Consider the following 13,255-nt stretch of genomic DNA (forward strand, 5'->3'; position numbering starts at 1 on the left):
TTACGCGAGGCTCCGCAGGGCTTCGGTGCGGGCGTCCTCGATGCGGACGACCTCCTCGGCCGGAATGTAGTAGTCACGCTTGAAGTTGAAGGTGTGGACGATCGCCGAGACGATCAGCGCGGCGAACGAGATCACCGCCAGCCACCAGATGTGCCAGATCATCGCGAAGCCGAGCACGATGCTGATCCCGGCCATCACGACCCCCGCGCCGGTGTTCTTCGGCATGTGGATCGGGATGAACCCGTTGGTCGGACGCTCGTAGCCGCGCTGCTTCATGTCGTGCCAGGCGTCGATCTCATGGATGACGGGCGTGAAGGCGAAGTTGTAGGCCGGCGGCGGCGACGAGGTCGACCACTCCAGCGTACGGCCGCCCCAGGGATCGCCGGTCACGTCGGCGTACTGCTCGCGCTTCATGAAGCCGACGACCATCTGCAGGATGAAGGCGATGATGCCGATCAGGATCAGAACGGCGCCGAAGGCGGCGATCACGAACCAGATCTGCAGGCTCGGGTCCTCGAAGTGGCTGACGCGGCGGGTCACGCCCATCAGGCCCAGGACATAGAGCGGCATGAAGGCGAAGAAGAAGCCGATCTGCCAGAACCAGAACGAGACCTTGCCCCAGAACGGGTCGAGCTTGAAGCCGAAGGCCTTGGGGAACCAGTAGACGATGCCGGCGAACATGCCGAACACGACGCCGCCGATGATCACGTTGTGGAAGTGGGCGATCAGGAACAGCGAGTTGTGCAGCACGAAGTCGGCGGGCGGGACGGCCAGCAGGACGCCGGTCATGCCGCCGATGACGAAGGTGACCATGAAGCCGACGGTCCACAGCATCGGCACTTCGAAGCGGATGCGGCCGCGGTACATCGTGAACAGCCAGTTGAAGATCTTCGCCCCTGTCGGGATCGAAATGATCATCGTCGTGATCCCGAAGAACGAGTTCACGCTGGCGCCCGAGCCCATGGTGAAGAAGTGGTGCAGCCACACCAGGTACGACAGGATCGTGATGACGACCGTGGCGTAGACCATCGAGCTATAGCCGAACAGGCGCTTGCTGCAGAAGGTCGAGACGACTTCCGAGAACACGCCGAAGGCCGGCAGCACCAGGATGTAGACTTCCGGGTGACCCCAGATCCAGATCAGGTTCACGTACATCATCGGGTTGCCGCCGAAGTCGTTCGTGAAGAAGTTGGTGTGCAGGTAGCGGTCGGCGGTCAGCAGGGCCAGGACGGCCGTGAGGATCGGGAAGCTGGCGACGATCAGGACGTTGCTGCACAGCGAGGTCCAGGTGAACACCGGCATCTTCATCAGGCTCATGCCCGGCGCGCGCATCTTCACGATCGTGACGATCAGGTTGATGCCCGAAAGGGTGGTGCCGACGCCCGCGATCTGCAGGGACCAGATGTAGTAATCCACCCCGACATCTGGACTGTACGCCAAATTCGATAGCGGCGGATAAGCCAGCCAGCCGGTGCGGGCGAACTCGCCGACGAACAGCGACAGCATCACCGTCACCGCGCCGCCGACCGTCATCCAGAAGCTGAAATTGTTCAGGAACGGGAAGGCCACGTCGCGGGCGCCGATCTGCAGCGGCACGACGAGGTTCATCAGGCCGGTGATCAGCGGCATCGCCACGAAGAAGATCATGATCACGCCGTGGGCGGTGAAGACCTGGTCGTAGTGGTGCGGCGGCAGATAGCCGGCGGCGTCGCCGAAGGCCAAAGCCTGCTGGGCCCGCATCATCAGGGCGTCGGCGAAGCCGCGCAGCAGCATGATGATGGCGAGGATGATGTACATCACGCCGATCTTCTTGTGGTCGACGCTGGTCAGCCACTCACGCCACAGATAGCCCCAGACCTTGAAATAGGTCAGGGCGGCCAGGACGGTGATGCCGCCCAGCGCGACCATGGCGAACGTGCCGAGCAGGATCGGCTCGTGGAAGGGGATGGCGTCCCATGTGAGACGGCCGAAGATCGTTTTTACGAGGTCCGGGGACATGATGATCTCTAGGCTTTGATCAGCGCGCTTCGGCGGGCGCGGACTTGGGGGCGCAGAGCGCGGCGACGAACGAGCGGATGCCGCCCTCCCCGCGCCGGACCCGCTTGTCGTATTCGAGGGTGGTGACGTTGGTGGTCCCGGCCATGCCGAGGCCGCCGGCCTTGTCGATGGCCATCATGTCGTGTTGGCACATCTTGCCCGGCTCGACGCAACGGTTGACCGCCTTGTCGAACAGGCCGGCCTCGACCGAAGCGAAGCGCTGGGGTGGTACCTTCTCGCTGGGCTTTTCCAGGACGAGGTAGCGGGTTCCATCGAGGCGGCCGTCGCTCTTGCGGACGTCGGCGGCCCACTTGTCGAACTCGGCCTTGCTCATGCCGTGGAACTTGAAGCGCATGTGCGAGAAGCCCTCGCCGCTGTAGTTGGCCGAGAAGCCGTCGAACGTGCCGGGCTTGTTGATCACGGCGTGCAGCTTGGTGCGCATGCCGGGCATGGCGTAGATCTGGCCGGCCAGGGCGGGCACGTAGAACGAGTTCATAACCGACGAGGCCGTCAGGTCGAAGTCGATCGGCGTGTCGACCGGCGCGGCCAGTTCGTTGACCGTGGCGACGCCCAGTTCCGGATAGATGAACAGCCACTTCCAATCGAGGGCGACGACCTGGACCTTCAGCGGCTTGACGCCTTCGGCCGAGCGGCCCGGCGCCAGGCGGTCGAGCGGACGGTACGGGTCGAGCAGGTGAGTGCTGGTCCAGGTGACGGCGCCCAGGATCATGATGATCACCAGCGGCGCGGCCCAGATCACGATCTCGAGCTTGGTCGAGTGGTGCCATTCGGGGTCGTACTTGGCCGTCTTGTTCGACTGCCGGTACTTCCAGGCGAAGAACAGGGTCAGGAAAATGACCGGAATGATGATGACCAGCATCAGCAGGGTCGAGAGGATGATCAGGTCGCGCTGCTGCGTGGCGATGTCGCCGGATGGATTCATCACGACCCAGTCGCACCCGCTCAACGCGAGCAGGACGGGCAGCAGGGCGAGCTTCTTCAAGGGACTCAGAGTCATGAGGAACCTGGACTTCGGACGTACTGGCGGCGCGCGATAAGCTAACGCGCGGGGCCGGGACATTGGACCATTTGTCCTAGGCGCCGCAGTGCAACACGGAAATGCGGAGCCGAAGACGCATCAAGGCGTTTGCCAGAACGGGGCAGTTGGTCTCATGCTCACGTTCAGACCGTCGGCAAGACGGCATGAAAAGAGTTTGGGACGGAACAACAGGAACAGGCGGTAGCCATATGAGTCAAGATTTCGCACTGCCAGTTGGACCAGGGCCAGCCGGACCGGGGCCGACCTCATCGGGCCTGGAGCGCGACGCGCGGCGATTGCACGCCGACCACAAGGGGGTCCGGCCCGGCGAGATCGCCATCGGGGTGATCATCGGGCGCACTTCCGAGTTTTTCGACTTCTTCGTCTATGCCATCGCCTCGGTGCTGGTTTTCCCTCACCTCTTCTTTCCGTTCTTCGACCGCCTGACGGGCGTGCTGTGCTCGTTCGCGATCTTCTCGCTGGCCTTCATCGCCCGGCCGATCGGCTCGGCGATCTTCGGGGTCATCGACCGCAACTACGGTCGCGGCGTGAAGCTTACCATCGCCCTCTTCCTGCTGGGCGGCTCGACCGCCGCCATCAGCTTCCTGCCCGGCTACGCCGCGGCCGGCGCCTTCTCGATCTGGGCCCTGGCGGCCTTCCGCATCGGACAGGGCCTGGCCCTCGCCGGCGCCTGGGACGGCATGGCCTCGCTGCTGGCTTTGAACGCCCCTGAAAAGAAGCGCGGCTGGTACGCGATGATCCCACAGTTGGGCGCGCCGTTCGGCTTCATGCTGGCCAGCGGCCTGTTCGCCTATTTCGTCGCGAGCCTGGGCTCGGCCGACTTCCTCGACTGGGGCTGGCGCTATCCGTTCTTCGCGGCCTTCGCGATCAACGTGGTAGCCTTGTTCGCCCGCCTGCGGATCGTCGCGACGGAAGAATTCGGCAAGCTGTTCGAGAAGGGCCAGCTCAGCCCCGTGCCGCTGACCAGCCTGATGAAAGCCCAAGGCTCCAACGTGATCATCGGCGCCTTCGCGCCGCTGGCCACCTTCGCCATGTTCCACCTCGTCACGGTGTTCCCGCTCTCGTGGGTGAGCCTGCACGACGACGGCGGCGAGGCGCTGAACTTCCTGCGCATCGAGCTGGTGGGCGCCCTGGTGGGCGTCGTGGGCATCATGGTCTCGGGCTGGATCGCCGACCGCATCAGTCGCCAGAACCATCTGGCCCTGTCGGCGGTGCTGATCGCGATCTTCAGCCTGGCCGCGCCCTGGCTGCTGGACGCCGGCAGCGTCGGCCAGACGGTCTATGTCGTGGCGGGCTTCGCGATCCTGGGCCTGTCGTTCGGCCAGGCTTCCGGCGCGGTCAGCTCGGGCTTCCAGCGCCGCTATCGCTACAGCGGCGCGGCCCTGACCTCGGACCTGTCGTGGCTGGTCGGTGCGGGCTTCGCGCCCCTGGCCGCCCTGGCCCTGGCCAGCTTCTGGGGCCTGCCGGCCATCGGCCTCTACCTGGCCTCGGGGGCGGTCGCGACCCTGGTCGCCCTGTCGATCGACCGCCGCCGCCGAATGCGCCATCACAACAAGCCGCCGGCCGCCTAGCGACCGGGTTTTGAAACCAGAAGGGGCGGCTCTCATCGAGAGCCGCCCCAGTCATGTCAGGTGAACAGCGGAGCGTGATCCAGCCGCGGCAGCACGTGCCGGGCGAAGAGGTCGGCCTCGGCGATATGCGGGTAGCCCGACAGGATGAAGGCCTCCAGGCCGATCTCGCGATAAGCGTTGATCTTGGCCAGCACCTGGTCGGGATCGCCGACGATAGCCGCGCCGCAGCCCGACCGCGCCCGGCCGATGCCGGTCCACAGATTGTCCTCGACATAGCCGTCGCCCGCCGAGGCCTCGCGCAGCTCGGCCTGACGGCGCACGCCGAACGAGGCCGCGTCCAGCGACTTGGCGCGGATGGCCTCGCCTTCCTTGGCGTCGAGCTTGGACAGCAGCCGGTCGGCGGCCGCCCTCGCCTCTTCCTCGGTCTCGCGCACCACGACGTGCACGCGATAACCGAAGCGAAGCGTGCGGCCATGGGCGGCGGCGCGAACGCGCAGGTCTTCGATGGTCTCCTTCACCACCTCCATGCGGTCGGGCCACATCAGATAGACGTCGGCGCCCTGGGCGGCGACCTCGCGGGCCTCGTGCGACAGGCCGCCGAAGTAGAACGGCGGGCACTTGCCCGAGACGGTGCGCAGGCGCGGCGGGTCGAGCTTCAGCTGATAGAACTCGCCCTGGAAATCGATGCTCTCGCCGTTGAGCAGCGAACGCAGGATCTTCATCGCCTCCAGCGTGCGGGCGTAGCGCGGCCCGGACGCCAGGGTCTCGCCCGGCAGGTCGCTGGAGATGATGTTGAGGGTCAGGCGGCCCTCCAGCATCTGGTCCAGCGTCGCGATCTGGCGGGCCAGCTGCGGCGGCCACATCTCGCCGCAGCGGATGGCCAGGAGCAGTTTCAGCTTTCGCAGGATCGGCGCCAGGCCGCCGGCGAAGGCCACGCCCTCAATGCCGAGGTTGTAGCCCGACGGCAGCAGCAGGTTGTCGAACCCGCCGCTTTCGGCCGCCAGGGCGATGTCGCGGCAGTGGGCGTAGGACGCCTTCAGAGCCGGATCCGGAACGCCGAGGAACTCGTAGTCGTCGTCGCACAGCGCCGAGAACCACGAGACTTCGCAGGGAGGAAGCGTGCTCACGGCAGGGGAACTCCGCGGCTGGCGGTCAGGATCGCGTACCACTGGGTGCGGCTCAGCTTCACGCGCAGGGCGTCGGCCGAGGCCGTGATGCGCTCGGGCGTCTGCGAGCCGACGATCGGGATCGGGCGCGACGGGTGGGCCATGATCCAGGCCAGGGCCACGGCGGCGCGATCGACATGCTGTTCGCGAGCGATGACGTCGAGGGCCTCGATCACGGCGCGGCCGCGATCGTCGGTCCCCTGCCCCACGAGGCGTCCGCCGCCCAGCGGCGACCAGGCCAGCACGGCCAGGTCACGCTCAAGCGCCTGGTCGAGCACGCCGTCCGACAGCGGCTCGATGGTCAGGGGCGAGAACTCCGGCTGGATGCTGGCCAGGGCAAACGGCAGGTGGGCCTGCAGGGCCGCCACCTGGCTCGGCAGGTAGTTCGACACGCCGACGGCGTCGATCTTGCCCTGGTCGCGCAGCTTGGTCAGCGCCTGGGCGATCTCGGCCGGGTGGGCCAGAACGTCGGGGCGGTGGATCTGGTAGAGGTCGATCTTCTCGACGCCCAGGCGCTGCAGCGAGGCTTCGCAGGCGGCGACCAGATAGTCGGCGCTGGAGTCGTAGGGCACGCCCAGGATGATGCCGCCCTTGGAGGCCAGCACGAACTTCTCGCGCAGGTGCGGGGCGTCACGCAGCACCTTGCCGAGCAGGACTTCCGACGAGCCGAAGCCGTAGGGCGTGTCGGCGCCGTAGACGTCGGCGGTGTCCAGCAGGGTGATCCCGCTTTCCAGCGCGGTCTCGACCAGCAGGCGGGCGTCGGCGACCGATTCCCCCTTGAAGCGCCACATGCCCCAGGCCAGCGGAGAAACGGAAATACCGCTCTTGCCGAGCGGACGGGGTTCGTGTGACTGGCGGCTCTCACTCATATGTACGTGCTTTCAGTTCGGGGGATTTGAAGATGGTTGAGAAGCTCAGGGTCGGTCTGATCGGGGTCGGCATGATGGGCAACGAGCATCTGCGCAACCTCGAACTGATGCCCGACGCCCGCGTGGCGGCCATCGCCGACCCGACTCCAGGCTCGCTGGACTGGGCGCGGGCGACCCTGGGCGACAAGGCCGACGGCGTCGAGGCCTTCGCCGACGGCGCCGAGATGCTGGCCAAGGTCGAGCTCGACGCGGTGATCATCGTCTCGCCCAACTTCACCCACCGCAAGTTTCTGGAAGCGGCCTTGGCCACCAATGTGGCGATCCTCTGCGAAAAGCCGCTGTGCAGCGATCTGGCCGACGCCCGCTGGGCGGCCGAGGCCGCCGATGCGCGCACGGCCAAGACCGGCGCCCTGTTCTGGACGGCGATGGAATACCGCTTCATGCCGCCGGCCGCCGAGTTCATCCGCCGCGTCCACGCCGGCGACGTCGGCAAGCTGGCCATGCTGTCGATCCGCGAGCACCGCTTTCCGTTCCTGGTCAAGGTGGGCGACTGGAACCGCTTCTCGGCCAATACCGGCGGCACCATGGTGGAGAAGTGCTGCCACTTCTTCGACCTGATGCGCCTGATCGTGAAGGGCGAGCCGGTGTCGGTGTTCTGTTCGGGGGCCATGGACGTCAACCACCTGGACGAACGCTACGACGGCAAGACGCCGGACATCATCGACAACAGCTACACGGTCGTCGAGTTCGACAACGGCGTGCGGGCCATGCTGGACCTCTGCATGTTCGCCGAGGGCGTCGAGGAGCAGGAGACCCTGACCGCGACCGGCTCGCAGGCACGCCTGGAGGCCCTGATCCCGCCGGGCGACCTGGTCTTCGCCCCGCGCGTGCCCCTGGGCGCGCCCAAGAAGGTGGTCCGCGAGCACGTGCCGGTCGACGAGGCGGCGATGAAGGCGGGCACGCACCATGGCTCGACCTTCTACCAGCTTCGGGCCTTCCTCGATGCGGTGCGCGACGGTGGAACCGCCGTGGTGACAGCCCGCGACGGCCTGATGGCCGTAGCCATCGGAACCGCCGCCGAGATCAGCGCCCGCGAGAAGCGGGTGGTGACGCTGGCTGAACTGGGGTTCTGAGAAACTCTCTTACTCCCGTCATTCCCGCCCTCGTGGCGGGAAACCCTCTTTCAGCCGCAGGTGCGAGTGAAGCGGACCGCCTGCGGTCCGCCGCATTTTCACATGCGAGCGGACCCAGGGGTTCCCGCCACAAGGGCGGGAAAGACGGCAAGTTGGGAGAGGGCCCCTAGAACTCCTTGCGCACCGACAGGCCCCAATAGCGGGCGTTGTCGCGAGGCACGTAGCGGACCACCCCGGCCAGGCCGCCATAGACCAGGTTCGGCGAGTAGGACTTGTCGGCGATGTTCTTGACCACCGCGCGGACCGTCCAGCCGTTCTCAGCCCCGACCAGGCCGATCCCCGCGTTCCAGATGCCGTAGGCCTTCTGGATGGTGTCGGGCGTCTCGGCCAGCGAGTACTGGGTGTCGTCCTTCCAGCTGTAGTCGGTCGACAGCACGACGTCGAAGGCGTCGGTCAGGCGCGTGCGGTACTCGACGTCGGTATAGGTCTTCCACTTCGGGGCGAAGGGCAGGCCGCGCCGGTCGGGCAGTTGAAGTGCTCGACCGTGGCGTCGGTATAGGCGAACGAGAAGCCGAGCTTCAGGCCCTGGGCCGGACGCAGGGTGAAGTCGCCTTCGACGCCCTGGCTCGACACCGAACCGGCGTTGATCAGACGACTGATGATCGCCGGCGGCGTGCCCGTCACGTCGGTGAAGTTGGCCTGGTAGTTCTCGTAGTCGGTCTTGAAGATCGCCAGGGCGCCGACGAAGCGGCCGCCCAGGGCCGTGCCCTTGATGCCGGCTTCATACGAGTCCGAGGTCTCGGGCTTCAGCGAGATCTCGTCGATCGCCTGCATGTTGAAATAGGTATTGTAGGCCGGGCCCTTGTAGCCGCGCGAGTAGGTCGCATAGACGTTGACCGTCTCGGCGAGGTCGTATTGCAGGCCGGCGCGGCCACTCCAGCCGTCCTTCTCCAGCGAGCTGGCGCTGGTGTGGTTGGGACGGATGCCGGTCAGGGCCACGGCCGTGGTGGCCTGGCGGTCGTGGTAGTAGCTGAGCTTGTCGCGGATCGCCCGGGCGCCGAGAATGGCGCGGAACTTCGGCGTGAAGTTGATGTTGCCCTCGCCGAACAGCGCATAGTTCTCGCTGGTCGTGCCGTAGCGGGCGATACCGTAGTCGCTGACCGCGGCGCCCGAGACGATGCGGGTCAGGTCGCGGCGATAGACCTCGTCGGTGTCGGCCTTCAGGTAGTAGAGGCCGGCGACGTAGTCGATCAGCCCGCCCTTGGGCGAGGTGATGCGCAGCTCCTGCGAAACCTGACTGAAGTCCACCTTGCCGTCGTCGCGGGCGGTCGGGATCGAGGCCGTGGCCACGGCCAGCTGGTCGAAGTCCTGGCGCTGGTGGTTCTTCCAGGTGCGACGGCCGGTGATCGAGGTGATCGTGAAGTCGCCCAGCTTCCAGTCGGCCTGGATCGAGGCGCCGGCGTTGCGGTCGTTCACGAAGCTGCGGATGTCGGCGTTGGTCTTGGTGTTGTTGGCGCCGGCGGTGACGCCCGAAGCCGCCAGGGCGGCCACCAGCAGCGGGTTGGCCGTCACGACGTTAGTCGGATAGGCGACGCGGTCGCTGGAGGCGAAGACGCCGGTCGGCGGATCCTCGTCCGAGCGGCTGAAGTCGAGGCCGAAGCTCAGGGTCAGGTCGTCATTGGGCGTGGCGACGATCTTGGCGCGGCCGCCGAAGCGGTCATAGCCGTTCACCGTGTCGCCGGTGGTGACGTTCTTGACGTTGCCGTCCCAGCCGCTCTTCAGGACCGACAGGCTGGCGCCGAGCTTGCCGTCGATCAGCGGGCCGGAGACGCCAGCCTTCAGGCGGTACTCGTCGCCTTCGTACCAGGCGGCCTCGGCGAAGGCGTGCGGCTCGGCGCCCGGGTTCTTGCTGACGATGTTGATCACGCCGGCCGAGGCGTTCTTGCCGAACAGCGTGCCCTGCGGGCCGCGCAGCACCTCGATGCGCTCCAGTTCGACCAAGTCCAGCGTCGTCTGGCCCGGACGCGACAGCACCACGCCGTCGATCACGGTCGAGACCGAGGGCTCGACGCCCGGCGAGGTGGTGATGGTGCCGACGCCGCGGATGAACACGGTACGGTCCTTGTTCGAGGCCCCGGTGCGGAAATCGACCGTCGGGATCGTCGAGGCGATGTCCTGCAGGTTGTTGAGGTTCTTGGCGGCGACGGCGTCGCCCGACACGACGCTGATGGCCACCGGCACCTTGGTCACCGACTCCTCGCGATAGCGGGCGGTCACCTTGACCTCGTCGACGACATTGGTGTCGGCGGTCTCGGCGAGGGCGGCGGTTCCGCTGGCGAGAACGGCGGCGCCGGCCAGCAGGGCCAGGCGCAGGGTGTGGGCGCGACCCTGGCGGGCGGCGGTACGAACAGTCATGGCATATCCCCAAGGGCCGGCGTTCGGCGTCGGCTTCCAGGGACAGGTTCCTATTCCTACTAATCCAGTGGGAGTACGAAGATATTCTTGGTCGACCCTCGGATTTCCTTAAGCCGCCAGAGGGTTACCCAACGTCATCGACGGTCGGGCGCGCCTTCAGCAGCACCGCCGGGAAGTCGGCCGGAACCGCGCCGTCGGCGTCGCGCAACAGATGACGGCCGCCCAGCGGCAATGGCAGCGGGATCGACAGGCCGTCCTGCTCCTCCAGCCGCTGGAACAGCCGCTCGGTCAGCCGCGCGACCACCGCCTCGTGGCCTGGGCTGTGGATCAGGTTCACCGTCTCGTTGGGGTCGGCCTGCAGGTCGTAGAGTTCGTCGATGTCCCAGACGCCGTGATAGTGGATGTACTTGTAGCGGTCCTGGCGGATGGCGTGGACCGTCGGGGTCTGCGGGAAATTGCGCTCCCAGTAGTATTCGTAGAGCAGCTCGGTGCGCCACGGCACGTCCTCGCCGCGGGTCAGGGGCAGCATGTCCTGCCCTTGCAGGCCCTCGGGCGTCTCCAGGCCGGCGACGGCCAGCAGGGTCGGAGCGACGTCGAGATTGGCCACCACCTGCTCGACCACCGTCCCGCCGGGGAACAGCTCAGGACAGCGGGCCAGCATCGGGATGCGCATCGACTCCTCATAGGCCGTGCGCTTGTCGATCAGGCCGTGCTCGCCAAAGGCAAAGCCGTTGTCGCCCATGTAGAGCACCAGCGTGCTGTCGAGTTCGCCCTTGGCCTCCAGGTGGTCGAGCACCCGGCCGATGCCCTCGTCGACCGACAGCATCGTCTCGGCATAGCGCTTGTAGTAGTGCGCCAGGTCCAGGTTGGTGTGGTACGGGAAATCGGCCCCGTGCCAGCTGTTGCGCTGGTTCTTGACCCAGACCGGCTGCCCCTGGGACTGCTCGTCCGAAAGGTTCAGGCTCTCCGGATAGCGGAACTCGGCGCCGTCGTAGCGGCCCAGATGGCGCGGCGCGGGGATGAACTCGGCGTGCACGGCCTTGTGGGCCAGGAACAGCAGCCAGGGCTTGTCGCCCTCGCGGGCCTCGAGCCAGTCCATGGCGTAGTCGGTCAGCTCGTCGGTCAGGTAGCCTTTCTGGGGCACCCGCTCGCCGTTGACGTTCAGACCGTCGCCGTTGGGCCAGTAGTCGCCCTGGCCCTTGAAGCTGATCCAGTGGTCGAAGCCGCGCTGCGGGTCGTCGCCCTCGACGCCCATGTGCCACTTGCCGATGAAGGCGGTCTCGTAGCCGGCCGCTTGCAGGTATTCCGGGAAGAAGGTCACGTCCGGCCGGATCGGGTGGTTGTTGTCCACCACCCGGTGCTGGTGGGCGTAGAGGCCGGTGAAGATGGTCGCGCGCGAGGGCGAGCACAGGGCCGTGGTGACGAAGGCGTTCTTGAAGTGCGCGCCCTCGGCCGCCAGCCGGTCGAGCACAGGCGTCTCGACGAAGGGCTGGGCGCCGGTGAAGCCCATGGCGTCGAAGCGATGGTCGTCTGTCAGCACGACGACGATGTTGCGCGGCTTCACGCCGGGCTTGGGCTTGAGGACGAGGTCCTTGGGTTCGGGCGCGGCGCCCTCCCCCTCCGCCGCGTCCCAGGAAACGGCGTGGAACGGCTTGTCCAGGCCCTCGGCCGCGAGCAGCACGCCACGGGTGGTGGTGTCTTGCGTCATCGTCGATCTCCCGCTCAGGCCTGGGCCGTCTCGAGACGGGGCACGAAGACCTGCAGCCAGGCCACGGCGATCAGGTACGAGACGGCGGCGATGGCCAGCAGTGGCAGGTAGCCCGCGCCCCGTTGCAGCAGCTCGCCGGCCAGCAGCACGATGCCCATGCCGGCGAGATTGCCGCAGAAGGCGCCGAAGCTGGTCACCGAGCCGACCCGGTCCTTGGGCGTGATGTCGGCGATGGTGGCGAACATGTTGGTCGAGAAGCCCTGGTGCGCGGCCAGGGTCAGGCCCAGCAGCAGCACCGCCAGCCAGTAATTGTCGACCAGCACCGCCAGCGGCACGGGCGTGACCAGCAGGGCGCAGACCAGCATCGAGCCCTTGCGCACGGTGTTGATCGACAGGCCCCGGGCCAGCAGCCGCGAGGCGATCCAGCCGGAGAACACCGAACCGACGGCGGCGAAGCCGTAGACCACGGCCAGGGGCTTGCCGATGTCGTGCATGCCGACATGGAACACCCGGTGGAAGAAGTCCGGCGCCCAGAACAGCAGCAGCCACCAGACCTGGTCCGACAGGGCCTTGGCCCCGGCCACGCCCCAGGTGCGACGGTCCGACAGCAGCACCTTCAAGCCGATCTTGCCTTGGGCTTCGACGGGTTTGGGCTCGGGCGCCAAGGGCAGGCCGCGCGTGGAGACGAACCATAGGGCCACCCACAGGAAGCCCAGCGCCCCGACGATCACGAACGAGGCCCGCCAGCCGACCACCGCCGACAGCAACGGAAGCAGCAGCGGCGTGACGATCGCCCCGATGTTGGAGGCGCCGTTGGAGATGCCGAACGCCACCGACCGCATCCGCGCCGAGAACAGCGCGCCGATGGTCTTCACATAGGACGGCGTGCCCATGGATTCCGTCGCGCCCAGGGCCACACGGGCGGCCGAGAACTGCAGCATGGTGTTGGCCCCGCCGTGGGCCATGGCCGCCAGGCTCCAGGTCGCCACCCCGACGGGTGCGGCCCACTTCACGCCCAGCTTGTCGACGATGCCGCCGGTGAACAGGAAGGCGATCGCCGCCGAGAACTGGAACAGTGAGGCCAGGCGGCCGTAGTCGGCGTCGCTCCAGCCCATGTCCTGCTCGATGATCGGCTTGAGCACCGCGATCACCTGTCGGTCCACGTAGTTGAGGATGCCGGCGAAGATGATCAGGCCCAGCAGCAGCCAGCGGCGGCGCTCGGCCGCGGTCTGCGGCGCGGATGCGGCGTCGGTCATCGAACGATCTCCAAACTCCGCCAAACCCGACGGCAACGCT

The 13,255-nt window shown here is 66.9% G+C and carries 10 protein-coding genes; 2 read left to right on the forward strand and 8 right to left on the reverse strand.

All coding sequences use genetic code 11. The annotated features are described in order from the left end of the window. Together cyoB and cyoA are read right to left on the reverse strand one after the other, a co-directional pair. Entirely contained in the window at positions 1-1,998 is a 1,998-nt protein-coding gene (gene cyoB, locus I4Q42_RS17975) for a cytochrome o ubiquinol oxidase subunit I (protein WP_198577470.1), read from the reverse strand. Positions 1,999-2,017: 19 nt separating this feature from the next. Then, on the reverse strand, positions 2,018-3,118 hold the full coding sequence (gene cyoA / locus I4Q42_RS17980; RefSeq protein ID WP_198577471.1) for a ubiquinol oxidase subunit II: 1,101 nt from the start codon (positions 3,116-3,118) through the stop codon (positions 2,018-2,020). Between the two features lie 167 nt (positions 3,119-3,285). Here cyoA and I4Q42_RS17985 point away from each other — a divergent pair, with 167 nt between their 5' ends. Then, positions 3,286-4,668 (forward strand): MFS transporter, encoded by a 1,383-nt coding sequence (locus tag I4Q42_RS17985; RefSeq protein WP_198577472.1) that lies wholly within the window; start codon positions 3,286-3,288, stop codon positions 4,666-4,668. A 56-nt stretch (positions 4,669-4,724) separates the two neighbouring features. Here the strand turns inward: I4Q42_RS17985 and I4Q42_RS17990 are convergent, their stop codons facing one another. Together I4Q42_RS17990 and I4Q42_RS17995 are read right to left on the reverse strand one after the other, a co-directional pair. Continuing rightward, on the reverse strand, positions 4,725-5,795 hold the full coding sequence (locus I4Q42_RS17990) for an LLM class flavin-dependent oxidoreductase (RefSeq protein ID WP_198577473.1): 1,071 nt from the start codon (positions 5,793-5,795) through the stop codon (positions 4,725-4,727). Then, positions 5,792-6,703 carry an aldo/keto reductase gene (locus I4Q42_RS17995; protein WP_198577474.1) on the reverse strand — a complete coding sequence of 304 codons (912 nt, stop codon included), beginning with the start codon at positions 6,701-6,703 and terminating at the stop codon, positions 5,792-5,794. The genes I4Q42_RS17990 and I4Q42_RS17995 overlap by 4 nt, the downstream gene beginning before the upstream one ends. Before the next feature lie 32 nt (positions 6,704-6,735). On the opposite strand from I4Q42_RS17995, the gene I4Q42_RS18000 reads away from it, so the two are divergent. Continuing rightward, the gene (locus tag I4Q42_RS18000; protein WP_198577475.1) at positions 6,736-7,836 is read left to right on the forward strand and encodes a Gfo/Idh/MocA family protein; all 1,101 of its coding nucleotides are present in this window, start codon (positions 6,736-6,738) and stop codon (positions 7,834-7,836) included. 166 nt (positions 7,837-8,002) lie between these two features. On the opposite strand, the gene I4Q42_RS26445 is transcribed toward I4Q42_RS18000, so the two are convergent. The 4 genes from I4Q42_RS26445 to I4Q42_RS18020 all read right to left on the reverse strand — a co-directional run bounded on the left by I4Q42_RS26445 (position 8,003) and on the right by I4Q42_RS18020 (position 13,215). Beyond that, positions 8,003-8,272 (reverse strand): hypothetical protein, encoded by a 270-nt coding sequence (locus I4Q42_RS26445; RefSeq protein ID WP_332873108.1) that lies wholly within the window; start codon positions 8,270-8,272, stop codon positions 8,003-8,005. Between the two features lie 17 nt (positions 8,273-8,289). After that, positions 8,290-10,251 carry a TonB-dependent receptor gene (locus I4Q42_RS18010; RefSeq protein ID WP_198577476.1) on the reverse strand — a complete coding sequence of 654 codons (1,962 nt, stop codon included), beginning with the start codon at positions 10,249-10,251 and terminating at the stop codon, positions 8,290-8,292. A 124-nt stretch (positions 10,252-10,375) separates the two neighbouring features. Continuing rightward, complete coding sequence (locus I4Q42_RS18015) at positions 10,376-11,959, reverse strand: sulfatase family protein (RefSeq protein WP_198577477.1); 1,584 nt, start codon at positions 11,957-11,959, stop codon at positions 10,376-10,378. 14 nt (positions 11,960-11,973) lie between these two features. After that, a complete protein-coding gene (locus tag I4Q42_RS18020; protein WP_198577478.1) occupies positions 11,974-13,215 on the reverse strand; it encodes an MFS transporter in 1,242 nt (413 codons plus the stop codon). Positions 13,216-13,255 lie beyond the last annotated feature (40 nt).

The organism is Caulobacter hibisci (assembly GCF_016135805.1).
Lineage (GTDB): Bacteria > Pseudomonadota > Alphaproteobacteria > Caulobacterales > Caulobacteraceae > Caulobacter > Caulobacter hibisci.